This is a genomic window from Streptomyces sp. NPDC127129 (assembly GCF_042671585.1).
In the GTDB taxonomy this organism is placed as follows: Bacteria; Actinomycetota; Actinomycetes; order Streptomycetales; family Streptomycetaceae; genus Streptomyces.
The window spans coordinates 64,544-89,476 of the sequence record NZ_JBHXTV010000001.1; the positions used below are offsets into that span (position 1 = coordinate 64,544).

21 protein-coding genes and 1 pseudogene are annotated in these 24,933 nt (G+C 70.0%); 11 read left to right on the forward strand and 11 right to left on the reverse strand.

Annotated features, from left to right (window positions below; all coding sequences use genetic code 11):
- Positions 1 to 36 precede the first annotated feature (36 nt).
- Positions 37 to 1,653 (reverse strand): ABC transporter substrate-binding protein, encoded by a 1,617-nt coding sequence (locus ACFVGW_RS00270; RefSeq protein ID WP_385850079.1) that lies wholly within the window; start codon positions 1,651 to 1,653, stop codon positions 37 to 39.
- 536 nt (positions 1,654 to 2,189) lie between these two features.
- Here ACFVGW_RS00270 and ACFVGW_RS00275 point away from each other — a divergent pair.
- From ACFVGW_RS00275 to ACFVGW_RS00310, 8 genes and pseudogenes are all read left to right on the forward strand, one after another.
- Positions 2,190 to 3,452 (forward strand): annotated as a pseudogene (locus ACFVGW_RS00275) (glycoside hydrolase family 10 protein); the annotation flags it as partial.
- A 504-nt stretch (positions 3,453 to 3,956) separates the two neighbouring features.
- Positions 3,957 to 5,492: a PucR family transcriptional regulator gene (locus tag ACFVGW_RS00280; protein WP_385850080.1), complete on the forward strand. Its 1,536-nt coding sequence runs from the start codon at positions 3,957 to 3,959 to the stop codon at positions 5,490 to 5,492.
- 184 nt (positions 5,493 to 5,676) lie between these two features.
- On the forward strand, positions 5,677 to 6,663 hold the full coding sequence (locus ACFVGW_RS00285; protein ID WP_385850081.1) for a peptidoglycan DD-metalloendopeptidase family protein: 987 nt from the start codon (positions 5,677 to 5,679) through the stop codon (positions 6,661 to 6,663).
- Between the two features lie 119 nt (positions 6,664 to 6,782).
- A complete protein-coding gene (gene alr / locus ACFVGW_RS00290) occupies positions 6,783 to 7,946 on the forward strand; it encodes an alanine racemase (protein WP_385850082.1) in 1,164 nt (387 codons plus the stop codon).
- A gap of 110 nt (positions 7,947 to 8,056) precedes the next feature.
- On the forward strand, positions 8,057 to 8,566 hold the full coding sequence (locus tag ACFVGW_RS00295; RefSeq protein ID WP_376579671.1) for a hypothetical protein: 510 nt from the start codon (positions 8,057 to 8,059) through the stop codon (positions 8,564 to 8,566).
- A 109-nt stretch (positions 8,567 to 8,675) separates the two neighbouring features.
- Positions 8,676 to 8,912: a hypothetical protein gene (locus tag ACFVGW_RS00300; RefSeq protein WP_376579673.1), complete on the forward strand. Its 237-nt coding sequence runs from the start codon at positions 8,676 to 8,678 to the stop codon at positions 8,910 to 8,912.
- Entirely contained in the window at positions 8,912 to 9,652 is a 741-nt protein-coding gene (locus ACFVGW_RS00305; RefSeq protein ID WP_385850083.1) for an N-acetylmuramoyl-L-alanine amidase, read from the forward strand. The genes ACFVGW_RS00300 and ACFVGW_RS00305 overlap by 1 nt, the downstream gene beginning before the upstream one ends.
- Positions 9,653 to 9,955: 303 nt before the next feature.
- Positions 9,956 to 10,840, forward strand: coding sequence for a MurR/RpiR family transcriptional regulator (locus ACFVGW_RS00310; RefSeq protein ID WP_376579677.1), 885 nt, complete (start codon positions 9,956 to 9,958; stop codon positions 10,838 to 10,840).
- A 15-nt stretch (positions 10,841 to 10,855) separates the two neighbouring features.
- On the opposite strand, the gene ACFVGW_RS00315 is transcribed toward ACFVGW_RS00310, so the two are convergent.
- The 7 genes from ACFVGW_RS00315 to ACFVGW_RS00345 all read right to left on the reverse strand — a co-directional run bounded on the left by ACFVGW_RS00315 (position 10,856) and on the right by ACFVGW_RS00345 (position 18,148).
- On the reverse strand, positions 10,856 to 11,803 hold the full coding sequence (locus ACFVGW_RS00315) for an ABC transporter substrate-binding protein (protein WP_376317861.1): 948 nt from the start codon (positions 11,801 to 11,803) through the stop codon (positions 10,856 to 10,858).
- A 77-nt stretch (positions 11,804 to 11,880) separates the two neighbouring features.
- A complete protein-coding gene (locus tag ACFVGW_RS00320) occupies positions 11,881 to 12,744 on the reverse strand; it encodes a MurR/RpiR family transcriptional regulator (RefSeq protein WP_385850084.1) in 864 nt (287 codons plus the stop codon).
- Between the two features lie 118 nt (positions 12,745 to 12,862).
- Positions 12,863 to 14,152: a cyanophycinase gene (locus ACFVGW_RS00325; RefSeq protein WP_385850085.1), complete on the reverse strand. Its 1,290-nt coding sequence runs from the start codon at positions 14,150 to 14,152 to the stop codon at positions 12,863 to 12,865.
- Positions 14,153 to 14,260: 108 nt separating this feature from the next.
- Positions 14,261 to 15,478 (reverse strand): M20 family metallopeptidase, encoded by a 1,218-nt coding sequence (locus tag ACFVGW_RS00330; RefSeq protein WP_385850086.1) that lies wholly within the window; start codon positions 15,476 to 15,478, stop codon positions 14,261 to 14,263.
- Positions 15,475 to 16,239, reverse strand: a complete 765-nt coding sequence (locus ACFVGW_RS00335; protein ID WP_385850087.1) for an amino acid ABC transporter ATP-binding protein — start codon at positions 16,237 to 16,239, stop codon at positions 15,475 to 15,477. Before ACFVGW_RS00335 ends, ACFVGW_RS00330 begins: the two co-directional genes overlap by 4 nt.
- Positions 16,236 to 17,198, reverse strand: a complete 963-nt coding sequence (locus tag ACFVGW_RS00340; RefSeq protein ID WP_385850088.1) for an amino acid ABC transporter permease — start codon at positions 17,196 to 17,198, stop codon at positions 16,236 to 16,238. The genes ACFVGW_RS00335 and ACFVGW_RS00340 overlap by 4 nt, the downstream gene beginning before the upstream one ends.
- Before the next feature lie 2 nt (positions 17,199 to 17,200).
- Complete coding sequence (locus tag ACFVGW_RS00345) at positions 17,201 to 18,148, reverse strand: ABC transporter substrate-binding protein (RefSeq protein ID WP_385850089.1); 948 nt, start codon at positions 18,146 to 18,148, stop codon at positions 17,201 to 17,203.
- Positions 18,149 to 18,466: 318 nt separating this feature from the next.
- Here ACFVGW_RS00345 and ACFVGW_RS00350 point away from each other — a divergent pair, with 318 nt between their 5' ends.
- Positions 18,467 to 19,897: a pre-peptidase C-terminal domain-containing protein gene (locus ACFVGW_RS00350; RefSeq protein ID WP_385850090.1), complete on the forward strand. Its 1,431-nt coding sequence runs from the start codon at positions 18,467 to 18,469 to the stop codon at positions 19,895 to 19,897.
- A 283-nt stretch (positions 19,898 to 20,180) separates the two neighbouring features.
- On the opposite strand, the gene ACFVGW_RS00355 is transcribed toward ACFVGW_RS00350, so the two are convergent.
- A complete protein-coding gene (locus tag ACFVGW_RS00355; RefSeq protein WP_385850091.1) occupies positions 20,181 to 21,575 on the reverse strand; it encodes an aspartate ammonia-lyase in 1,395 nt (464 codons plus the stop codon).
- Between the two features lie 247 nt (positions 21,576 to 21,822).
- On the opposite strand from ACFVGW_RS00355, the gene ACFVGW_RS00360 reads away from it, so the two are divergent.
- Together ACFVGW_RS00360 and ACFVGW_RS00365 are read left to right on the forward strand one after the other, a co-directional pair.
- A complete protein-coding gene (locus tag ACFVGW_RS00360) occupies positions 21,823 to 22,092 on the forward strand; it encodes a hypothetical protein (protein ID WP_385850092.1) in 270 nt (89 codons plus the stop codon).
- Between the two features lie 31 nt (positions 22,093 to 22,123).
- Positions 22,124 to 22,282: a hypothetical protein gene (locus ACFVGW_RS00365; protein ID WP_385850093.1), complete on the forward strand. Its 159-nt coding sequence runs from the start codon at positions 22,124 to 22,126 to the stop codon at positions 22,280 to 22,282.
- Between the two features lie 296 nt (positions 22,283 to 22,578).
- Here the strand turns inward: ACFVGW_RS00365 and ACFVGW_RS00370 are convergent, their stop codons facing one another.
- Together ACFVGW_RS00370 and ACFVGW_RS00375 are read right to left on the reverse strand one after the other, a co-directional pair.
- Positions 22,579 to 22,950 carry a tyrosine-type recombinase/integrase gene (locus tag ACFVGW_RS00370; RefSeq protein ID WP_385850094.1) on the reverse strand — a complete coding sequence of 124 codons (372 nt, stop codon included), beginning with the start codon at positions 22,948 to 22,950 and terminating at the stop codon, positions 22,579 to 22,581.
- A 432-nt stretch (positions 22,951 to 23,382) separates the two neighbouring features.
- Positions 23,383 to 24,519 carry a tyrosine-type recombinase/integrase gene (locus tag ACFVGW_RS00375; RefSeq protein WP_385850095.1) on the reverse strand — a complete coding sequence of 379 codons (1,137 nt, stop codon included), beginning with the start codon at positions 24,517 to 24,519 and terminating at the stop codon, positions 23,383 to 23,385.
- Between the last annotated feature and the right edge of the window lie 414 nt (positions 24,520 to 24,933).

Here is a 24,933-nt window from a genome sequence, read left to right on the forward strand (position 1 = left end):
CGGAGGGAGTGACGCGCAGAGGGTTCGGATACGGCGTCACTTGTTGACGGTCACGCGGTCCAGGTGCAGGCCGGCGGCGTAGGGGTCGATGACGACGCTGCCGATCCGGTCGGTCCAGGCCGACTGGTCCTGCCAGTTCCACAGCGGGATGTAGGGCAAATCGCGCAGTGCGATGTCCTCCGCCCGCTGGTAGGCCGCGATGGCGTCGGCGCCCTGGGCGGCGTTGCCCTTCGCCACGAGGGCGTCGAACTCCTTGCTGGCCCAGCCCGAGCGGTTGCCGGGGTAGTAGAGGCCGTCGAGGTAGTTCTGGATGCTGGGGTAGTCGATGACCCAGTTCTGCCGGAAGGGTCCCTTGTTGCGGCCTTCGTTGAGCAGCGAGGACAGGTCGGCGGGTGCCATTTTGCGGAACCTGACGTCCTGGATGCCGAGGTTGTCCTTGAGCTGGTTGGCGACCGCGGTCATCCACTGTTCGTAGGTGGTGTCGGCATTGGAGAAGTAGAGCTCGAGCGTGCCGTCGAATCCGCCGGCGGATTCGAGCAGCTGCTTGGCAGCGGCCGGGTCGTAGGCACAGGTCCGGCCGCACGCGTCGGGTCGGTGTCCGGGGATCATGTCGCCGACGACCGATGTGGCCGGCTTGTAGACGCCGTTGTAGATGGCCTGGGTGATGCCCTTGCGGTCGATGGCCATGGAGATGGCCTTGCGGATCCGGGGGTCGGCGAACCGCGGGTCCTTCACGGGCAGACCGAGGTAGTCCATGGTGCCGCTGGGACGGATGGAGAAGCGGTCGCCGAAGAGGCGCTTGGCCTGCGCGGAGTTGGCGGCGGGGATGGTCGTGAGGACGTCGACGTTGCCTGCCTGGAGTTCCGTGAAGGCGGTCTCGCGGCTCGTGTAGATCTTGAAGTCGATGTCGTCCGCCATGGGCTTGCGGATGCCCCGGTAGGCGGTGAACTTCTTCAGCCTGATCTTCTGGTTGCGCTCCCACCTGCCGTCGAGCCGGTACGGGCCGTTGCCGATGGGGGCGACGTCGACCGCGTCGGGGTTCACCGTGGCGGCCTTGGGGAGGGGGGCGAACGCGGGGAACGACAGCAGCATGGGGAACTGGCCGAAGGGTGCCTTCAGGGTGACCTGCAGGGTGGTCTCGTCCAGCACCTTCAGTCCGCTCAGCGTCCGCGCGGCCGGCTTGGCGCCCTCCTCGGACGGGTTGAGCGCGTCGTAGCCCTTGATCTGGGCGAAGTAGTAGTTGGCGTCCCAGCCGTTGGGTCCGTAGGCGGCGGCGTTCCACGCGTCCGCGAAACTGGCGGCCGTGACCCGTTCGCCGTTGTGGAAGGTGGTGCCCGGTCGGAACTTGACGGTCCAGACGATGTTGTCGGCGCTGGACCAGGAGGCGGCCGCCAGCGGCTTCACGCTGCCGTCCTCGGGGTCGAGGGAGGCCGGCGGGTCGAAGAGGCCCTGCAGCACCTGGAGGGAGTAGCTGCTGGTGGTCCGTCCGGGCAGCAGGTGATCGGGTTCCGTCAGCGCCACCGAGTAGGCACCGCCGGGTATGCCGGGCGAGTTCTTCGACTTGGTCGGCCCGGACGGACCGCACGCGGTCGCAGCGAGGACGACGGTGACGAGGGCGGTGGCGGCGAGCATGGTCGAGCGAGTGGGCTTCATAGGACGCTTGCTCATTTCGTGGAGACGGTTCGGTCCGCGGCGCACCTGGAACGGCGTCTGTCGGGCCTCGTGGAGCGGGGCCAAACGGTAGGGATCCGGCCGACGGGGAGACGATCGACGGATTGTCCAGACCTCTTGCGGTCCGATGGACATCAGGTCGTTACCGCCCGGGGTCCGCGCGAGCCGAGCATGGGTGCGGCCCGGCGAAACGGCGGCGGCACCCGGACAGCGGCTGCGGACCCGCGAAGAGCGGCCGCGGCCTTCGGTACCGCCCCGGCAGCAGTACGCGCACTTGCCGGACGTCGCATCACCGCGGGGTGCGACGGTGCGGCAAGAACGAACGCCGGTGTGACCGAAATTGCATGGCCAGGGCGAAACAGAAGATACATAACAGCACCAGAATCGACCAGAGTTACGTACATTACTCACCTGGACAGTCGGCCGCGTTCGTCGCCGGTTCCGTGGGACCACGGAACCGGGCGCCCCGTCGAACCGGCGCTGCCGTACCCCGCTCACACCTGCCTACGGAGGCTGACATGGCGTCAAGAACCGGCGTCGGTCGCCCGTTCCGCTCGCCCCTCGGACGGCGCGCGGTGCTCGCGACTCTCGCAGCGGCCGGCACCACCGCACTCGCTCCGCTGCCCGCCCGGGCCTCGGCTCCCCCCGCCGCCCCGCCGGCCCCGCGGCGGATGCGGGGGCTGTGGATCGCGTCCGTGACCAACATCGACTGGCCGAGCCGCACGGGGCTCGATCCGGCGGCGCAGCGGGCGGAGTTCACCCAGCTCGCCGACGAGGCCCTGGCCTGGGGCTTCAACGCCCTGTTCGTACAGATCCGGCCCACCGCCGACGCCTTCTGGCCCTCGGCCCTCGAACCCTGGTCCCAGTGGATCTCGGGCCAGCAGGGGCAGGACCCCGGGTACGACCCCCTGGACTTCATGGTCGAGACGGCCCACGCGCGGGGTCTCGCGTTCCACGCCTGGTTCAACCCGTACCGGGTCTCCCTGCAGCCCGACCCGGCCGCACTGGTCCCCGAGCACCCGGCTCGTCTGCACCCGGAATGGACCGTCTCCTACGGCGGGAAGCTCTACTACGACCCGGGCGTGCCGGCCGCGCGCCGGTTCTGTCAGGAGGCCATGCTCGACGCCGTCCGGCGCTACGACGTCGACGGCGTCCACTTCGACGACTACTTCTATCCGTACCCGGTGGCGGGTTCGGACTTCCCCGACGACGTCACGTTCCGGACCTACGGGGCGGGCTTCGAGGACAAGGCGGCGTGGCGCCGCCACAACGTGGACCTCATGGTCCGCGAGATGCGCGACGCCGTTCGCGCGGTGCGCCCCCACGCCCTTTTCGGCATCAGCCCATTCGGCGTCTGGCGCAACGCCACCACCGATCCGCTCGGCTCCCGGACCTCCGCGTTCCAGTCCTACGACGGCCTCCACGCCGACACCCGCGGGTGGGTCCGGCAGGGATGGCTCGACTACATCGCGCCGCAGGTGTACTGGCACATCGGGCTGCCGGTGGCCGACTACGGGGTCCTCGCACCGTGGTGGGCCGACGTCGTCCGCGGCACGGACACGCAGCTGTGGATCGGACAGGCGGTGTACAAGTCGGGGACTCCGGGACAGCCCGCGCCCTGGCAGGACGGCCGCGAACTCACCCGCCATCTCACGCTGAACGCGACGCTTCCCGAGGTGGCGGGGGACCTCTTCTTCAGTGCCAAGGACGTCCGTGCCGACCGGGTGGGCGACTTCGCGGCGATGCGCCTGGCGCATTGGCGGACGCCGGTGCTCGGCCCGCTCCCCGCGCGGCTGGACAGCGGGCCGCTGCCCCGCCGGCCACGCGTCCGGGTGCACCGTGACGCCGGCGCGGAGGGGACCGCGACCCTCACGATCTCCTCAGGCCCGACGGGCCACGGACCGCACCCGTTCCGCTACGCCGTCCACCGCCTCCCCGACCGTCCCGGCCGTGGTCCCGACCCCCGGGAGGCCGTCCTCGTCGCCGTCGTCCCCGGCGGGAGCCGGACCGTGTACACCGACTCCGCGGCTCCGGAGGGGTGCTGGTACGTGGTGAGTGCCGTGGACCGCGTCCAGCGCCAGGGGAGACCGTCCCACCCCGCGCGCTGAGACCGTCCCGCCCCCACTCGCCGAGACCGCTCCCGATGCCCGTCGCCTCCGCCGGCGACGGGCGCCGGGGCATGCTCCGAAGCGACGCACGGCCCTGTCGGCCGCGGCGCGGCCAGGGGTCCGGCGGCCCTCGGCACCAGGTCGACACGCGGACCCCGTTCATGGACCATGCCTCCCATGCCTCTCACCGTTCGTGATCTGCTGGCCATCCCCTCGCTCCGGCTGCGCCTGGTGGCCGGCGGTGCGGGCCTCGGCCGGGTGGTCGAGGCGGCCCACGCCACGGAGAACACCAGGCCGGCCTCCTGGCTCGAGGGCACCGAAGTGGTCATGACCAACGGCCTGTTGCTCTCGCCCGACGAGACCGGTTGTGCGACCTACGTCGACGAGCTCCGGGCGGGCAGGGCCGCAGCCCTCATCGTGGGGGTGGGCGCCGGTCTGCCCCTGCCGTCGGTCCCCGAGGCCCTGAGCCGGCACGCCGAGCGCATCGGCATACCCTTGCTCGCCGCGCCGCCGGATGTCGCCTTCGCCGCCATCACGAAGGCCGTCTTCGTCGCCCGCGCCGCCGAGGAGCGACGTCTCCTGGAGCGGACCCTGCGCACCCAGCGGCGTCTGTCGTCCGCGGCCGCCTCAAGCGACGGACTGGCCGGGCTGCTCACCTCGTGGGTCCAGGCGGTCCACTCCGGGGTGACCGTCTGTGACGCCTCCGGGCGCCTGCTCGGCTCTGCCGGGACCGACGGACAGCAACTCCTGGCCGACGCCGCTCCGGTGATCGACACCGTCGCGCTGCACGGACTCCGCGGGAGCGGCCAGGCGGACCTGCCATGCGGGCGGCTCGTCGTACAGCCGCTCGGCACGACACGGCTGCGCGGCTTCCTCCTCCTGCTCGACGCGGACGCCCCGGAAGCGCGCCTGCTGATCAGCGTCCTGGTCTCCCTGCTCTCCGTGGAACTGGAGCGCCGGCACCTGGCGGACGAGCCGCAACGCCGCCGTCGGGCGGCCGTTCTCGCCCGGCTGTTCCACACCGACATCACCGCGGAGCAGGCACGGGCGCTGCTGCGGACGGCCGACGTCCACACCGCGACCGTCCGGGCGGTGACCGTTCAGGCGGCCGGAGAGCCGGTCGAACTCGCCGCGGATCTCGCCCTGACGGTTCCAGGAGGGCTCGCGCGCGTGACCGGCGACCGGGTCGAACTGGTCGTCGCGGAGGACTTCGACACGGCGGCCGTGCTCCGCCGGTTCGCTCCGGGCCGACCCGCGGGGATCGGTCCCGCCGTGACACCGCAGCACGCCGCCCTGTCGCTGCGACAGGCGATCGCCCTCCTGTCGTCGAGCGTCGAACTGGGGCGTCCGGTGAGCGCGTCCGAGGCCGGTTCCGTGCGACTCCTGCTGAGCCTCGGGAGTCCGGCCACGCTCGCCGCGTTCGCCGACACCGTGCTGGCGCCGCTGGACGCCGCGGACCCCGGCGGGGAGCTCCTGGAGACGCTGCGCGTCTGGCTAGAGACGAACGGCTCGTGGGCGGAGACCTCCAGCCTGCTGGGCCTGCACCGGCACACCGTGCAGAACCGTATCGAGAAAGTGGCGCGGCTGACCGGAAGACAGCAGGACCGGGCGGAGGACCGGGTCGACCTCTGGCTGGCCCTCACCGCGCGAGCGGTGGGCACGCACCTCTCCGACCAGCAGAGATACGGCAACGCCTTTCCCTCACAGGGATAAACGGTCCAAGCCGCCGGTGTCCGGATCGACATCACGTCGATTTCAGGACACCGTCGCCCGTTCTTAACGTACGCCTGCCGGTCGGGGCTCGGATCGCGCCACGTGAACGGGCCTTCCCTCACCGCCCATCCGGGCTCCTTTGAGGGACTGGGACCGGTGTCCGTACCAGCAGAGAGGACCCCCCGTGGTCTCACCGTCCGCCCCCTCGGCGTACCGCCGTCCCAGGAACACGCGAACGATTCTGGCCGCTCTCCTCGCCGCGCTCCTCTTCGGCCTGCTGACGGCCGCACCCGCCCAGGCTGCGCTTCCGGCCTGGCCGGTGCTGCAGAAGGGCGACGCCGGGAACGACGTCGCCAGCCTGCAGTTCCTGCTCCGTCAGCGCGGCGGGAACGTCACGGCCAACGCCGGGTTCGACACCCAGACCCGCGCCGCCGTGATCTCGTTCCAGCAGAGCCGGGGCCTCTCGGCGGACGGCATCGTCGGACCGGTCACCTGGACCGAGCTCGTGGTGTCGGTCGCACCCGGATCCACCCAGTCCGACGCCGTCCGGGCCCTGCAGTTCCAGCTGCGCGAGCACGGGTACTCCCTCGCGGCGGACGGCGTCTTCGGCGCGCAGACCACCGCGGCCGTGGAGGACTACAAGGCACGGCACCATCTCACGGGTGGGACCACCGTGGGAGCGACCACCTGGCAGCACCTGCTCGGGAGCCTCCGCACATCCGGTCCGCTGGGAACCTACGCCTTCGTCATCCCCCGCGAGGCCGTCTTCGACGGCCGGGAGAGCCTGCTCTGGCCCCACCACGACTACCCCGCCGCCGACATCGCCGTGGAGACCGGCACGCCCGCCTATGCCGTCACGGCCGGCGTGGCCCGCGTCAACGGGGGGCTCGACGACTCGTGCGGCCTGGGGGTGGCGGTCGACGGCGACGACGGCATCACCTACCAGTACTGCCACCTGGACAGCCGCGGCGTCACCACCGGCACCCGGGTGACCGCCGGTCAGCTGATCGGCCGCACCGGCAACACGGGCAACTCCACCGGCCCGCACCTTCACTTCGGCATCTTCCGCCAGGGCGACTCCGTGTGCCCGCAGCAGATGCTGCTCGCCCTGTACGACGGGCTCGTCCCGCCCTCCCCGTGGACGCTGCCCGACTCCGGCTGCACCAGCTGACCGGGCCCCCTCGGCAGCGAGCTGCCACCCCGGACCCCGTGGCCTCCCCGCCCGGACCACTCGTCCCGGCACAGGCACGGCGGACCCGCGCGACGCCCCCTCCACGAAGGAGCCGTTCCATGACCGAGGCACCGTCGCTCCCCCGGGCCCGCGCCGAGATCGACCTCGGCGCGCTGCGCTCGAACCTGCGCACGCTGCGCGCCGCCGTCACCCCGCGCGTCCGGATCATGGCGGTGCTGAAGGCGGACGCGTACGGCCACGGCGCCGTTCGCTGTGCCCGGGCGGCGCTCGACGCGGGCGCGGACTGGCTCGGCACGGCCACCCCGCACGAGGCGCTCGCCCTTCGCGCTGCGGGGATCACGGACGTACCCCTGATGTGCTGGCTGTGGGCCCCCGGGGACCCGTGGGACCAGGGCATCGAGGCCGGACTCGACATGTCCGTGAGCGACATGTGGGCCTTGGAGGAGGCCGCCCGGGCGGCCAAGGCACTGGGCCGGGCCGCCCGGATCCAGCTGAAGGCCGACACCGGTCTCGGCCGCAACGGCTGCCCACCCGCGGACTGGCCCGAGTTGGTCAGGGCGGCCCTGATCGCCCAGGCCCGGGGTCACATCGAGGTGACCGGCCTCTGGTCGCACCTCGCCCGCGCCGACGAGCCGCACCACCCCTCCGTCGCCGCCCAGCTCGGCGTCTTCCGCTCGATGCTGGACCACGCCGAGCGGGCGGGTGTCCGGCCGCGGGTACGGCACCTCGCGAACTCCGCGGCCGCCCTCACCCTGCCCGCCTCCCACTTCGACCTGGTCAGGCCGGGCATCGCCCTGTACGGCCTGTCACCGGGACCCGAGCTCGGCACCTCCGCCGAGCTCGGTCTGCGTCCCGTCATGACGCTCAAGGCGAGCCTCGCACTGGTCAAGCAGGTGCCCGCCGGCCACGGCGTCGGCTACGGGCACCGGTACGTCACCCGGGACACCACCACCCTGGGGCTCGTCCCGCTGGGCTACGCGGACGGGGTCCCCCGACATGCCTCCGGACGGGGGCCCGTCCTCGTCGGCGACCGCGTACGCATCGTGGCGGGGAGCGTCGCCATGGACCAGTTCGCGGTGGACCTCGGCGGAGACACCCCGCCGCCGGGAACCGAAGCCGTGCTGTTCGGCCCCGGTCTCCGTCGGGAGCCGACGGCCCAGGACTGGGCCGCGGCCGCCGGCACCCTCTCGTACGAGATCGTCACCCGCGTCGGCGCGCGCGTCCCGCGTGTCGCCGTCGACGCCGCGGACGAGCACACGTGACGCGGAGAAGGACCGCTACGCAGCTCCAGTAGCCACGTTCCGCACCTCCGCAAGACCGTTCCGCACCTCCGGAGGACCGTTCCGCACCTTCACCAGACAGGAGAACCAGCATGCGCATCCGATCCATCCTGACCTCTCTGGCCGTCGTCTCCGGCGCCCTCTTCGCCCCGGGCATCGGCGTCCTCACCACGGCCGGCGCCGCCCACGCGGTCACCAAGATCAGCCACGCCACCGCGACCTCGATGTTCAGCGCCTCCGGGATCACCTGGTCCTCGTCCGGCAACTGCTCGGACCGCTACAACTCCACCTGTACGTCCTTCGAGCAGCTCAACCTCGCCACCGCCCAGGGAGCCCAGACCCTGAAGAGCGCCAGCGGCTGCGCCCTCAACATCACCGGCGGCACCGAGACCGGCCATGCAAGCGGCACGTACTCCCACTGGAACGGCTACAAGCTGGACTTCGGCAAGGCCAAGTGCCTCGCCACCTACATCCAGAACAACTTCACGTACATCGGCGTGCGCGGTGACGGCGCTCCGCAGTGGCAGTCCGCCGGCGGCAACGTCTACGCCGACGAAGGCAACCACTGGGACGTCACCTTCTACAACTGCGGCGGCTGCTGAGCCCACGCCCGCCTGCAGGCTGCCGCGTCCGCGGCCATGACTGCCGGGAGGGGCGGCACCGCCCCTCCCGCACCCCGCCCCCTCATCTGGAGGAGCTTTGAAACGTCGGATGTCCCGCCGTGCCACACTGCTGGCGGCGGTCGGCAGCGCACTCACCCTGTCTCCACTCCGCTCGACCCCCGCGCACGCCGCCACCCCCCTCAGCCCGGGGCTCCCCCGGCACCCGTACGTGACGAGCCCTCGCGAGGCGGGGGCGGTGTACGACGCGCGCACCGCCACCCGCCGGTACGCGGAACCGCTGAACGCTGCGGTCGACTGCGCCAAGGTCACTGGGGGGCGCGGCTGATGGCCACCTTCGTGACCCGCTCCCAGTGGGGCGCCCGGGCGCCACGGGACGTCAGCACCAGCATCACCCCGGGCCAGGGCGGCGTGGTCGTCCACCACGTCGACGCCGTGAAGGTCGCCGAGCCCTCCCACGCCGACTGTGCCGCTCAGGTCAGGGGCATCCAGGCCTTCCACATGGACTCCAACGGCTGGTCCGACATCGCGTACAGCCACCTCGCCTGCGTCCACGGCTACCTCTTCCAGGGACGGGGCGAGAACGTGCGCACCGCCGCCCAGGGCACCGCACAGGGCAACGACGACTGGTACGCCGTCTGCGCCCTGACCGGGGGCACCACCGTCGACTACGACGTGATCACGGCGGGACTCGTCGACGCCGTCCGGTACGGGATCAACCGTCTGCGCGTGTCCGGCGGCGCGGCGGCCGCCATCGCCGGCCACCGCGACCACCACTCCACCGACTGCCCGGGCGCGCTCTACGGCCGGGTCATCAACGGCGAGCTCAACCCTGGTGGCGGTCCCCTGCCCTACCCCGGGGTCAGCTTCCGGCAGCCCCCGGCCACGGTGCACGCGAGCGTGGCGACCTGGCAGTACCGGATGAACAGCGCGCACGGCTTCTCCCTCACCGTGGACGGCCAGTACGGGCCCGGCTCGGACGCGGCCTGTCGCAGCCTCCAGTCGCGCCGGGGCCTGAGCGTGGACGGCGTCGTCGGGCCGGCCACATGGGGCGCCACGTTCGCCTGACCCCGGGACGCGGGCCGCATCGTCGGCCGCCGGTGCCTGGCACCGGCGGCCGACTCGCGTGCCCGGCGTCTGCCCGGGGACGGAGCGGCCATCGCGTGTCCTCGAACGGACCGTTGCGGCAAGAACTCCGCATCCGGCCGCACGCGGCCACGGCAGGGGGCGGCTCCGGCGGACTTCACCCCTGCGTGTAACGTGCGATACATTCGGGCATCGGGTAGGCCGTTTCTGTAGCGATGGGCGGCCGGGTCGCCCGAGACCATGGACGGCTCGCCTGAGCCGGCGCTGCGTGCAGGAGGGACCGACATGGGCGGCACACTGGCCGACGAGATCCGCAGTCGACTCGGGGAGCTCAGCCCGGCCGAGCGCAAGGTCGCGCGGGTCCTGCTGGCCGGATATCCCGCGGCGATCTTCGAGACGGTCGCCACGATCGCGGATCGGGCCTCCGTGTCCGCTCCCACCGTGCTCCGCTGTGCTTCCCGGCTCGGCTACCGAGGCTTCCCCGACCTGCAGGCGGCCCTGCGTGCCGAGCTCGACGCGCGGCACGCCTCACCGATCACGTTGTACGAGAGCGCGGGTGCCGCGAAGGCGCAGGAGCCGTCCGCAAGGCAGGGGGTAGAGGAAGACGAGCCGCTCGCGGGGCGGTCCCTCGCCCTCGTACAGCAGGCCTTGTCCCAGACCTTCCGCGAGATCTCCCCTCATGAATTCGACCTCGCGGTCAAGCTCCTGAGCGATCCGCGTCGCCGGATCCACCTGACCGGCGGCCGTTTCACCCACCTGCTCGCCGAGTACTTGGGGCTTCACCTGATGCAGTTCCGCGACCAGGTCGCCTTCGTCCCGGACCGGGACGTGGAGCGGGCGGCGTTCCTGACGCAGCTGGCGCGTCGCGACGTGACGGTCATCTTCGACTACCGGCGCTACGAGGACGACAAGGCGGTCATCGCGGAGCTGGCGCGAGAACGCGGCGGTAAGGTCATCGTCTTCACCGATCCGTGGCTGTCCCCGAGCGCCGGCCACGCCGACGTCGTCCTCACCAGCCAGGTGAACTCCGACTCCCCCTACGACAGTCTCACGCCCACTCTTGCCCTCATCGAGTCCGTCGTCGCCGCCACCCTGGGCGAACTGGGCGCCGAGGCGCACCAGCGGATGAAGGACGCCGAGGCCGTCGCGAGGCGCACCGGACTCCTGTGAACGATGCCTCCGGACTCAGTCGAGCGCTCCGTTGACCGTCGCCTTCGGGATCGCGATGTTCGGGACCTTGTACTTGCCGAGGATCTTCAGGTAGGAGCCGTCGTCCATCAGCGACTGCAGGGCGGCCCGCACCGCCTCCTTGAGGCCCGCGTGGTCCTTCGTGATGCCGATCCCCATGGGTGAAGCGCTGTATTCGCCGACCGCGGCTCGGCCCGTCACCGTGGAGAACGCGTTGCCTCCGTCCGCGGTCGACGCGACGTACGCGGCCGTGACCTCATCCAGGTAGTCCGCGACGACCTTGCCGCTGCGCAGGGCGAGTTGGGCCTCGGAGTCCTTGGAGAAGGTGAGGATCCGGATGGGCGGGAGGCCCTTCGCCTCGCAGAGCCGCTGGCGCTGCTGCAGGAGCTTCTGGTGATTGGTACCGGTCTGCACGCCGACCGGCTTGCCGCACACGTCGGTGACGACGGTTATCCCGGCCGGGTTGCCCTTGGCGACCAGCCAGCCGGGGCCGGCGTTGAGGTAGTCGACGAAGTCGACGGACTTCTGCCGCGCCTTCTTGTCGGTCATCGCGGACATGACGGCGTCGAACTTGCCGGCCTGGACGGCGGGGAGGATGCCGTCGAACTTCTGGGCCTTGAAGTCGAACCGCACGCCGAGCCGGGCGCCGATGGCCTGCCCGAGGTCGTAGTCGATGCCGGTGATCTGCTTGCTGCCCTCGTTCGCGTACATCTCGAAGGGCGGGTACGGGATGTCCGTGGCCACGCGGACGGTGTTCGTGGTCCGGATGCTCTCGGGGAGCATCGCGTGGAGCTGCGGGTCGGGCTCGACCGTGAGGTCCGGAAGGACGGCGACGGGGCCGGGCGTCGGCCGGGAGTCGGCGGTGGTGGTGCCGGTGGTGCAGGCGGACACGGCCAGGGCGGCGACGGCGGTGAGGACCACGGCCGGAGTGACGTGCGAGCGCATGACGGTTCTTCCTTCGATGGGCGTGGCGGCTGGAGGGGGACGCGACGGGCCGCGGGCCGCGTCGGAGTCGGACGGGGTCAGACCAGGTCGACGCGGCGCGCGGTCTCCTCGCCCCGCTTCATGTGCTGGTGCGCGCCGTCGCCGAGCGAGGTGACGAGAGCGGCCACGAGGGTCTCGATGACGGCGAGGGTGGGAACCAGACTGTCGTAGGGGGAGTGCGCGTCGACGCGGTGCGACAGCACGACGTCGGCGTGTGTGGTGGTGGGGGAAAGCCACATGTCCGTGAACACGATGACCTTGCCTCCGCCGTCCTTCGCCAGTTGGGCGATGGCGAGTTTGTCGTTCTCGTAGCGCCTGTAGTCGAACACGACGACGACGTCGCGCTTGGTGAGCGTGGCCAGGAGCGCCGTGCGCTCCACCTTCCGGTCGGGCAGGAAGCGGATGTCGTCGCGCAGCTGCATCAGGTGCAGGCCGAGATAGCGCGCGAGCAGGTGGGTGAAGCGTCCTCCTACGAGGGTGATGCGGCGTCGGGGGTCGGACATCAGGGTGAGCGCACCGGCGAAGTCGTGCCGCGGCATGCCTGTGAGGGTCTGGGTGAGGGCCTGGGTGAAGAGGGCGTTGCTGTGCGCCACGAGGCCGTCCGTCGAATGTCCGTAAGCTCCGTCGCCGGCGGTCTCGTAGAGCGACAGCGGTGAGGCGCTGCGCTCGTCGAGTTCCTTGCGCAGCCCGGCCTGGAAGTCGGGGAAGCCCGTGTATCCGAGGCGGGTCACGAAGCGGAGGACGGTGGGTGCGCTGACGCCGGCGCGTTCGGCGATCGTGGCCACCGTCTCGAATCCGGCGGACGGGTAGGACGCGAGCAGGATGCGGGCGACCTTCCGCTCGGCGGGCGCGAGGATGCCGAGTTTGCGTCGGATGTCTTCGGCGATGGGGCTGGGAACCACGGGACGCTCTCTTCGGTCCTGCGCACGCCGATCGGTGTCGCGCGGGTGGTACGGGGCGGGGCCCCGAGGCGTCCACCGGACGCGCACGGGGCCTTCGCTCAGGAGGGTGGAGCGGGAGTCACCTGGGCGTGATGCTGATCCTCATCCCGATCAGCGTCTGCGCGGTGGCGCCGTCACCGGTCCAGGCGGAGAACCCTCCGGCCTTGCTGAAGGTGACGTCGAAGCGCGGGCCGAACTCGAAGGTGGTGGCGTTCGCGGTGTTCTGCGCGCGGGTCGAGGCGAGCGCACGGGCGGTGGTGCGGAAGGAGTAGGGGGCGCCGTCCGGGTTGGCGGAGGAGTAGAAGACGTCGGTGTTGGCGGGCACCGGCGTCGTGCTGCCGGGTGTCAGGGGCCGCTTGCCCGGTGCGGGCCGGGGCGTCCAGGTGAGGGCGTCGTACCGGTCGTGGTCGGTGAGGTAGGTGTAGCGGGCGCCGCGCAGGGTCCAGCCGGGGGCGGATGTGTGCGCGCGGGCGCCGCGCAGGTCGAGGACGGCGACGCCGTTGGGCCCGAGCACGGTGAGGTGCTCGCGCGGGGTGCCGGGATGGTCGACGACCAGGGCGGTGTTCTCCTCCAGGGCGTAGACGCGGTCGTGTCCGGTGTCCGCGGCGAGGCGCAGCGCCCGTCCTTCGCGGCCGTAGGCTCCGGTGTGGGTGTCGATGAGTCCGGAGCGGAGGAAGCCGAAGCCGCCCTCGGGGATGTAGGCGAGCCGGGCCGGGTCCTCGTAGTAGCCGGGGGCGCTGCCGCCGCGGAGGCCCTCGTAGGATTCGCCGCCGCTGACCATGTCGGCGCCGGAGGCGATCTGGGCGCCGGCGGAGGATCCGGCGACGACGGCGCCGTGGGCGAGCTTGGTGCGGATGGCGGCGAGGACCTTGGAGTCGGTGTGCCGGTCGCCGTGCAGGAGGGTGGTGAGGTAGCGGTGCTGGTCGCCGCCGCCGAAGAAGAAGCCGCTCATGGAGTTGATCTGGGCGACGACGACGTCGGAGTCGGCGTTCGCGACGTGGTCGATGTCGAGGGGGATCCACTGGGCGTCAGCGGCACCGTGGCGCTTGAAGAGGTCGGCGTAGTAGGCACCGTTGCAGGCGGAGTTGCTGCACAGGTCGGGGTCGCCGGCGTGAGGGTCCTGGCTCTCGGGAACAGACGCGGCAGTGATGACGCCGATGCGGGCGGCGGGGCCGCCGGCACGCTTGATGATCTCCCCGTACACCTGCTTGTTGTCGTCCTTCAGACCGCCGCCGACGAGGACCAGGGAGCCGTGCGGCTGCTGCGGGCGCTCGCTCAGGGCGTGCACCGTGGGGGCGGTGGTGAGGAGGGCGAGGGCGATGCTGCCCGCGAGGACGGTGCGGCGTGCCGTGCCGGAATGTGCGCGCATGGGGCTCTCCATGAGTGAGGTGGTGGGGTGACGGGGCCCGTCGACCGGCTTCGGGCCCGGTCGCCGCCGGCATCGCGCGGGGAGGGCGATGCCGGAGGGACTGCGGGGTCAGGCGGTGTTGCGCGCGTCGCCGAGCGTGGCGACCAGATCGGCGAGCAGCGCGATGCGGTGCGGGACGCTGGAGACGTCGAGCCATTCCTGCGGGCTGTGGTCCGCGCCCCCGATGGGGCCCAGGCCGTCCAGGATGGGCACGCCCATGCCGGCGATCAGGTTGGCGTCGCCCACTCCCCCGGTGGCCGCGGCGCCCAGCGAGACGCCGACGGCGGAGGCGGCCCGGCAGGCGCTGTCGAGCATGCGGCGCGAGGCGGGGGTGTCCTCCATCGGCGGGCACAGGTCGAGCTGCTCGACCTCGACGGTGGTGCCGGGCACCGCGGGGTGGTCGGCGATCTCCTGGATGGCCTGGGTGACGCGCCGTACGTCGGCCGTCGTGGCGGCCCTGACCTCGATGCGCAGTTCGGCCTCGGGGCAGACGATGTTCGCCCTGGTCCCGGCGCGTACCACGCCGACGTTGACGGTGACGTCGTCCCAGTGCCCGTTGAGGGCCTGGATCTGCACGACGAGGTGCGCCGCGGTCAGTGCGGCGTTGGCGCCGCGCTCCGGTTCGATCCCGGCGTGGGCGGCGCGCCCCGAGACGGTGAGGCGGAAGTCGGCCACGCCCTTGCGGGCGATGACGAGGTCGCCGTTCTCCCGGGCGCATTCGAGGCCGAGCCCGTAGTGCATGCCGCGGGCGGTGTCCTCGATGAGCTCCCGGCTGGCGGGCGAGCCGATCTCCTCGTCCGGCGTGGCGAGGAGGACGAGCTCGTCGTAGGTGTCCACGCCGTGGTCGTGGAGGAGTTCCAGGGCCGTGAGGCCTGCGAGCAGGCCTCCCTTGTCGTCGCTGACCCCGGGGCCGTTGGCGATGCTTCCGGTCAGGCCGAAGGGACGCGTGGCCGCGGTCCCCTCCTCGAAGACGGTGTCCATGTGGCCGGCGAGGAGGATCCGCTGTCCGCCGTCGGACTCGGCGAGGGCGCCCTTCTTACGGGCGACGAGGGCGTCGCCCGCCTGGAAGCCCTGCCGACCCGGCGGGAAGGTCACGCGCTCGACGGCGAAGCCGATGCCGGTGAGCCGGTTCTGGACCCAGTCGGCGACCCGGTTGACCCCGTGGGGCGTGTACGAGCCGGAGTCGATGGAGACGAGCTCTTCGAGGTCGTGCAGGTAGCGGGCCTGGAGGGAACGGGCGCCGTCGAGGAGTTCCGCGGCGAGCTGCCGGCGCGGAGGGGCGCTCACAGGACCTTGGACAGGAAGGCGCGGGTGCGTTCCTGCTCCGGTTCGACGAGCACCTGGCGGGGGTCTCCGGCTTCGACGACGACTCCTTCGTCCATGAAGACGGCGGTGTCGCCGACCTCGCGGGCGAAGCCGATCTCGTGGGTGACGACGACCATGGTCATACCGTCGGCCGCGAGCTGTCGCATGACGTCCAGGACGTCTCCGACGAGCTCGGGGTCGAGGGCGGAGGTCGGCTCGTCGAAGAGCATCAGCTTGGGCTTCATGGCGAGCGCCCGGGCGATGGCGACCCGCTGCTGCTGGCCGCCGGAGAGCTGGGCGGGGTAGTGATGGGCTCGGTCGCCGAGGCCGACCTGCTTCAGGAGGGCGTGGGCCTGCTCGCGGGCGTCGGCCTTGGACACGCCGCCGACCTTCACCGGTGCCTCGGTGACGTTCTCCAGGGCGGTCATGTGCGGGAAGAGGTTGAACCGCTGGAAGACCATGCCGATGTCCCGGCGGCGTTCGGCGACCTCGCGTTCCCGGAGTTCGTGGAGCTTGTTGCCGTTCTGGCGGTAGCCGACGAGTTCGCCGTCGACGGTGAGCTTGCCGCCGTCGATCTTCTCCAGGTGATTGATGCAGCGCAGGAAGGTCGACTTGCCCGAGCCGGAGGGGCCCAGCAGGCAGCAGACCTGGCCGCGTTCAACGGTGAGGTCGATGCCCTTGAGGACTTCGAGCTTCCCGAAGTGCTTGCGGACGCCTTCGGCGCGCACCATGGGGGTGCTCATCGGTTGTGCTCCTTGTTCTTCTTGCCCAGCCGCTCCACGGTCCCGCCGAGCAGGCGGCGGAACGGCGAGACGTGTCCGGCGCGGGTGGTGCCGCGTCCATAGCGCCGCTCCAGCCAGGCCTGGGGCACGCTGAGGAGGGTGACGAGGGCCAGGTACCACAGGCTCGCTACGACGAGCATCGGGATGACCTGGTAGTTCTGGGCGTACACGTCCTGGATGTTGGACATCAGGTCGTGGGCGGAAATGACCGAGACCAGTGCGGTCATCTTCAGCATGTTGATGGTCTCGTTGCCCATCGGCGGAATGATCACGCGCATCGCCTGGGGCAGCACGATCCGGCGCATGGTGAGCGCGGGGCGCATGCCCAGCGAGTGCGCGGCCTCGGCCTGTCCGGGGTCGACGGACTGGATGCCGGCGCGCACGATCTCCGAGGCGTAGGCGGCTTCGTTCAGCCCGAGGGCGAGCAGGGCGGCGATCGCCGGGGTCAGCAGGGTGTTGGTCTCGGCCTGGAAGAAGGTGACCTCGGTGAAGGGGATGCCGATCTTCACGTACTTGTACAGGGCTGCGGCGTATCCCCAGAAGATGATCTGCACGAGCAGGGGGGTGCCTCGGAAGACCCAGACGAAGGCGTTGGCCAGGCTGTACAGCACGGGGCTGGCCGACAGGCGCATGACGGCGATCAGGGTGCCCAGGCCCAGGCCCAGGAGCATGGCGGCGGCGGTCAGCCAGAGCGTGGTGGTCAGACCGTCGAAGATGAGGTCGGCGAAGAGGTAGTCGCCGACGACGTCCCAGTGCAGGTTGTCGTTCTTCGCGAGCGAGCCGATCAGGCCCACCAGCGCCAGGAGCGAGACGACGGCAGCGATCCACCTGCCGTAGTTGCGGACGGGAACGATCTCCAGATCACGCATGCCCGTCGCGCCGGTGGTCGTGCGGTCGGCGGGAGACTTGGTGTCGATCATGCTCAGTCCACCGACGCGTTCTTGGTGGCTTCCTCCACGAGGATGGAGCCGACGCCGTACTTGTTGTAGATCCTCAGGAGGGTGCCCTCGTCGATCAGGGACTGCAGCGCCTTCTGGATCGCGTCCGTCAGCTCGGGCAGCTGCTTGCTGATCGCGATGCCGTTGGGAGTGGCGTCGTAGCCGCCGGACGCGGCCGGGTCCTCCACCAGGTCGAAGGCCTTGCCGGCGTCGGCGGTCTTGGCGACCCAGCCGGCGGCGGGCTTGGTCAGGACCTGGGCGACGACCTTGCCGGAGCGCAGGGCGAGCTGGGCGTCGGAGTCCTTGGGGAAGGTCTGGATGTCGATCTTCCCCTTACCCGCCTTTCCGCAGGCGTCCTGATGGGTCTTCAGCAGGTCGAGCTGATGGGTCGCGGCCTGGACGGCGACCTTCTTGCCGCACAGGTCGTCCAGCGTGGTGATCTCGGCGGGGTTGCCGTCGGCGACCAGGACGCCGGAGCCGGACCGGGAGTAGTCGACGAAGTCGACGACCTTCTGCCGCTCCTTGTTGTCCGTGATCGCCGACATCGCCGCGTCGAACTTGCCGGCCTGGATGGCCGGGACGATCCCGTCGAACTTCTGCGGCGTGAACGCGAACGTGACGCCGAGCTTCGCTCCGAGCGCCTGGCCCAGGTCGTAATCCAGGCCGGTCAGTTCGGTCTCCCCCTCCTTCACGAACATCTCGAACGGCGGGTATGGCACATCGGTCGCCACCCGGACGGTACCGGCTTTCTTGATCTTGGCCGGAAGCAGGTCGTGGAGCGCCTGATCCTTCTTGACCTCCACGCCGGCGACGACGACCTTTCCGCCGCCTGCCGCGGCGGTGTCGTCACCGCCTCCGCAGGCGGAGAGCGTGGCGAGGGTCGTGGCCGTCAGGGCGGTGGCTACGACGCGGTGGGCAAGGCGAGCGTTCATCGCGGTGGAACCTCTCAAGGGGGAACTCTGCCGACGGATTCCAGCCGTCAGCCGCACATGAGTGAAGTTACAGATCAATCAGCGGATTGACTAGATGTACTTCACGTTACGTTCACGTAACGCGGCCGCTTGCCCGCACCTGCGGGGCTCCTTACTGGAGATTCATGACCCCAGGACGGTCACAGCACACCAAAGTCGCCGTACATCTTCCCGTCAGAGGCGATGACTTGTATGTTCCGCTACCAATCCCGTCGGTTCTCGGCCAAGCGATATCCAGCCGACCGACGAGGCAGCCCTTCCCCTCCCTCAGGAGCCCTCATGTCGTCACGCCTGCCCCTCGGTACCACCGCCGCAGCGGTCGCGCTGCTGTCGGTCGCCCTCACGCTCACCGCCCAGGAGCCCGCCCACGCCAGCGCGAACAGGATCCGTCTCGGCAACGCCTCGGACGTCACCCGCACGTCCTGGAACGGGCCGGCCTTCACCATGAACGGCGCCGGAGCCGTCATCCCCGCCTCCATGGGCCGGGCCGTCAACGACATCACCGGCGGCACGGGAACGATGGACGTGGTCGTCCTCGCGGGCTCGGCGCCGACCTCGGGAAGCGCGACGCCCGAGTGCGACACGGTCATGACCCTGACGGGCGTGAACTCCTGTACGACCTGGACGCTCACCGCCGCCACCGACGGCAACAACAGCCAGGTCAACGCCGACGTCCGCAACGCCGAGTTCGTCTACTTCGCCGGCGGCGACCAGTGCAAGTACTCCGCGTGGAAGGGCACCGCGCTGGAGGCCTCCGTCGAGTCGGTCGTCGCCAAGGGCGGCGGATCCGGCGGCGGCAGCGCCGGCCACCACATCAACAGCCCCATCGTCTACGACGCCTGCAACGGCAGCGTCACCAGCGCCGAAGCGCTCGCCAACCCCTACGACCGGTACATCAGCTTCACCACCGGCATGTTCCAGTGGCCGAACTACGCAGGCGTCATCAACGACTCCCACTTCGTGACCCGTGACCGTATGGGCCGCACCATGTCCTTCCTCGCCCGTGCGGTGAAGGACGGTCTCGCCTCCGGCGGCGCGGCCTGGGGCGTCGGTGTCGAGGAGGGCGGCGGCTCGCTGTACCTCGACCGCAACGGCATGGCCACGCAGTACGGCAAGGACGCCTACGTCGTCCTTGCCGACCACCAGCCCGAGCAGGCCGTGGACCGCAAGCCCCTGACGTACTCCGGATTCAAGATCTGGCGTTTGACGCCGGGCTCGACCTTCGACTTCAAGAACCGGCCCACCTGCGGCTACTACCTCCGCAGCGTGAACAACGGAGTCGCCGACGCCAACCTCTACACCGGCACCCCCCAGACGAACTGCGGCAGCCAGGGCGGCGGCAGCACGCTGGCGGAGACCGAGCCGAACGACACCCGGGACGCCGCCAACGACGCCACGACACTCGCGTCGCCCGGGACCGTCACGGGCTCCATGAAGTCCACGACCGACCGCGACTACTTCAAGCTCAGCATGAACTCCGGCCAGACCGCCTCGGTGAACTGCGCCGTGCCCAGCGCCTACGACGCCGACCTGTACTGGCTCGACTCGACCGGCAGCACGCTCGAGCGCTCCGTCAACAACGGCGCGGGCTCGGACGAGTCGGTCTCGTTCACCCGCACCGCCGCAGGCGCCGGCACGTACTACCTTGAGCTGGAGGCATACGCCGACTCGGGAACGGCCTCCTACAGCTGCAGCGTGACCAAGAGCTGACCCCTCCCTGCGGCACCGCCGCACGCCGCACCTAGCTCTCCACTCCTCAAGGACGCACGGTGGCCCTGACCGACAGTCGACTGCCGGTCAGGGCCACCGTTCTGCGCGGCGCACGGGGCGGGGAGGCGGGATCTCCGGGCACCGGCGCAGTGAGGCGGGGCGCCCCTGACACGGGCAGGGCGGAACCTGACGGGGCCCACCCGGAGGGCCGTTTCTTGTCGACCGGGAACCAGGCGCCACCCCTTCTCGACAGGTTGAGGCGGGCCTCCTTCCGCGTCGCCGGTCAGTAGGGATGGGCGAGGGTCCACGGGTCGAGGCGCGCTTCCAGTTCCTCCTCAGGGAGCAGTCCCCGGTGCCTGGCGAGTTCCCTCACTGACAGGCCGGTGTCGAGACTCTCCTGCGCCAGCTCGGTCGCACGCTGGTAGCCGATGACGGGATTGAGGGCCGTGGCGAGACTCGCCGAGCCTTCGACCAGCTCGCGGAGGTGCTGCTCGTTCGCCTCGATGCCCTGGACACACCGCTCGGCCAGCAGGCGGCTCGCCGCGTCGAGGCGGTTCATGGAGTTGAGCAGCAGGTGCACGATCAGCGGCTCGAAGGCGTTGAGCTGGAGCTGGCCGGCCTGGGCTGCCGCGCAGACGGAGGCGTCGACACCGATCACCTCGAAGCACACCTGGTTCACGGCCTCCGGGATGACGGGATTGACCTTGCCGGGCATGATGCTGGAACCGGCCTGGAGAGCAGGCAGCCTGATCTCGCCCAGGCCCGCTCTGGGGCCGGAGCACAGCAGCCGCAGGTCGTTACAGATCTTCGCCAGCCGGACCGCGTACTGCTTCAGCGCGCTGGATAGCTGGAGGAAGCCGCCCATGCCCTGCGTGCCCTCGATCAGGTTGCAGGCCGGGCGCACGGGGAGGCCGGTGATCGCGGCCAGGTGCGGTACCACCGCCTGGGCGAATCCCGCCTCCGCGTTGAGACCGGTCCCGATGGCCGTCCCGCCCAGATTGACCTCGAGCAGGACGCCCGAGGCCCGGGTGATCACTTCGGCGTCGTCCCGGACAGTGAGCGCGAAGGTGTCGAACTCCTGTCCAAGGGTCATCGGCACCGCGTCCTGGAGCTGCGTCCTGCCGAGCTTCACCGTCTTCGCGAACGTGCCGCCGCGCTCTGTGAAGGCACCGGCCAGCTCGCTCATGCCGTCGAGGAGCCGGCCCGCGGCCGCGTGCAGGGCGAGCTTGACCGCGGTCGGGAAGGCGTCGTTGGTGCTCTGCGAACGGTTGACGTCGTCATTGGGGTGCAGGTGGCTGTAGGCGCCGCGCTCGCGGCCGAGCAGCTCCAGCGCGCGGTTCGCGATGACCTCGTTGGCGTTCATGTTCGCCGACGTGCCGGCCCCTCCCTGGAACACGTCGACCACGAACTGCTCATGGAGCCGTCCCTCACGAATCTCCTCGCACGCCCGGATGACAGCGTCCGCCTGGTCAGAGGTGAGCACGCCGAGATCCCGGTGTGCCGCGGCGGCGGCAGCCTTGACCGCCGCGAGAGCCTCCACCAGCTCGGGATGCGCCGACAGGGCGATGCCGGTGAGCGGGAAGTTGTCGCGAGCGCGCAGCGTGTGGATGCCGTAGTAGACGTCTTCCGGAATCAGGCGGTCACCGATCAGGTCGTGCTCTGTGCGCTGCGAACTCACTTTCGCGGCCTCCGGTCTCTCTGGGGCAGCACACCCTGCCCCCGAGTACCGATCATTACACCTAAGCACCCATGAGCGCCATATGGAATGCACGTTACTTTCGGAGGGGCCCGTCGACAGGCAAAGGGCGGACGTAGGGAACGCCGACGAGCGGGGCGGTATACAACAGCCGCCCCTCAACGCGGTCACGCCCTCCTGGCAGGACCGGCCGACCACCCGTCAGAGGCCGCGGCCGATCCTGGAGCGCATGACACAGGAGCAGCGTTCGGCGCTGCAGGCATACCGCAATCACATGGCTTCGTACGGCAAGGGCAAGGGCCGCAACGCGGGCCGTTTTCGTGCCGCAGCGCACGACGCGATGCGGACGGCGCAGGGAGCGGTGCCTGCATGGGTGATGCCCATCTCTCAGGTGGCGGAGATGGTGGCGCCCAAGCGCGACGCCTTCGACGTCGTCATCGTCGATGAAGCCAGGCAGGCATGGACGCGCTGTTCCTGCTGTGGCTCGCTCCCCGTGTGATTGTCGTCGGCGCGCGCCTCCGATCAGTGGCATGGGCCGGCTCCAGGCGATCCAGGACCGGCTCCTCTCACATCTGCCGGACATGCCGCCCATGCTGCGCCAGCTCTACACGCCTGCCACCAATCTCTACCAGCTCCTGTCCACGTTCTTCCCGAAGGTGATTCCGGCGCGACCAGCGGCGCGAACGTGAACTCCAGCGGGTGGACTGGACGTTCTGACGTATACGCGAGAGCGAGTTCCGCTTTGACCCAGACGAATCACTGACCGGGCTATGGGCCGAGCTGAACCGGCGGGGCATCCATCCGGCCACCTTCGACGACGCCCACTCCCCCACCCGATCCACCGCGCCCTCACTGCCGACCCTGGGGCGAAACTACGGAATCGTCCCTTTCTCATCCGGGAGGTGGCCGCCGGAACTCCTCGTGCGTGCATTCGCGTGGACCGCTCTTGCTGTACGGAATCTGCGATATCCCGGAGACTGTCGCATCAGGCTGCCTTCCAGAGGCCTGCGTCGAGGATCCGGGCGGCCTTGGTGATACCGCCTGGCATCAGGTGCCGGTAGGTCCGGTACGTCTGCTCGATGGACTTGTGGCCCATCCACTCCGCGACGTCGGTGATCGGGATGCCGCTGCCGAGGGCGTTTGAGGCGAAGTAGTGCCGGAAGCCGTACATCCCGACGCCTTCCTCAGGCGGCAGGTCCGCGAAGAGCTTCCTCACCCGACGACGCTCCATGCCCTCGGTGAAGTGGCCGCCCGGGCCGCGCAGCAGGTTGCCGCCCTTAGAGGTGCCGTGCTTCGTGGTGCCGTGCTTCTTCGCGTACCGCTCGATCGCCTCCCTCACCGACTCCGGCAGAGGCACCTCCCGGAACTCCCTCGCCTTGCGGTGCTTCAGCTTCGCCGGCCTCAGCGTGTTGGAATGGATCTGCTCCGCACGCGGTACACGTCCTGCGCCACGACATTGTTGACGTTCACTGCCCGCGCCTCACCATTGCGCAGGCCGCACCCGCCATCATCGCGATCTCCAGAGCCAGACCCTCGTCCGCGACCACCAGCGCTTTCCGGCTCCACCGGCCCTTGCGAGGTCTGCCAGCCCGCCTCTCGCTTGCGTGCCGACCCGCCGCCGCCACGGGCCATCGGCCCAGGGCCCCCTCCGCGCCGACCAAGATCCGGGCCATACGCGGACCAGCAACCTGCAGCTTGACCGAATCGTGCCCGTTTCAGCTGGTCAGCGGCCACATCAGGCGTGTACCACCAGCACACGCAGAACCCACTGTTCCCTCAAATCTGGAAATCAGGCTGCTTCCCAGAGGCCGGCGTCCAGGATCCGGGCGGCCTTGGTGATGCTGCCCGGCATCAGGTGCCGGTAGGTGCGGTACGTCTCCTCGATGGACTTGTGGCCCATCCATTCCGCTACATCGGTGATGGGTATGCCGTTTCCGAGGGCGTTCGAGGCGAAGTAGTGCCGGAAGCCGTACATCCCCACGCCCTCCTCCGGCGGAAGGTCAGCAAAAAGCCGGCTCACTCGCCGCCGCTCCATTGGCTCTGTGTAATACCCACTAGGGCCGCGCAGCAGGTAGCCGTCCTTCGTGGCGCCGTACTTCTCTTCGTACCGCTCGATCGCCTCCCGCACCGACCGCGGCAGCGGCACCTCGCGAAACTCTCCCACCTTGCGGTGCTTCAGCTTCGCCGGCTTCAGGGTGTTGGAGTGGATCTGCTCGCCTACCCGGTAGACGTCCTGCGCCACGACGTTGTTGACGTTCACCGCCCGCGCCTCACCATTCCGAAGGCCGCACCCCGCCATCATCACGATCTCCAGCGCAAGGTCCTCGTCGGCAACAGCCAGCGCCTTCTTCACGTAGACGAGGGACGGAATGGCGACCGTTCCCCGGACGTATTCTGGTTCTTGGACTCCCTTCACCGGGTCGTCCGCCATCGCCCCCTTGGTATAGGCATCCCGCAGGATGGTCTTCAGGACCCGGAAGATGTTCACCTGGTTTCCCCGGCCGACCCCGTCGTTCTCCATTTCGTCCAGGAAGCGTTCGACCACCATCGGTGTGACCGAGTTCAGCTTCCGCGATCCCAGGCGCGGGACGATGTGGACGTTGATCGAGCTGTCGACGTGCCAGCCGGTGGAGTAGTCCGTCATCCTGCGCTGCCGGGGCCGCCACTGCTTGGCGTACTCCTCGACCGTGAGCTGACCGAGCTCTCGGCGTGCCGCCGCCACGGACGGCGCCGTGGTCTTCTTCTCCGCATAGAGCTGGGTGAGGCGTTCGATCGCGTCGTCCTGCGTGTCGTATCCGGACTCCTCGCGCTGCTTGCCGAGCGCGTCGCGGAAACGGATCGAGTACGGGTGGGGGCAGCGGGTGGGCTTCGCGCAGCCGCAGTCCTTGAAGAAGGACCCCATACCGCGGGCGAGCTGTCGGGCCATGTGACGAACCATCCGATCCAGCCCAAGAATCATGCTCAGGCACCTGCTGCGGGTCGAAGGCCGGCAAGCGGGGACAGCATGCGGACGCATGCTGACCGTTTGCTGACCTGAGGGGGGCACATGATGCCCCTGACCTGCGGCAACGCCAAATAGTCAGATCTTGGACTTGAACATTGTCCGGAACATGAAGAAACTCCCGAAATGTCTGCTCCCTGCCTGCTTCCTGCAGGTCAAAGGCGGTCTTCGGAGCGTACAACGCATCGCGTGTTGGGTCAGCTGTCCCCAGGTGTTGCAGGGCTCACGCCGACCGCTTGCTGACTCTTCCGACGTACCGTCAGAACGGTGCAGCAGCTCTTCCGCACCCGGTGATTTCCGCGTCGGCCCCTTTCCTCCAGGCCCCATGTCTTCGGCGTA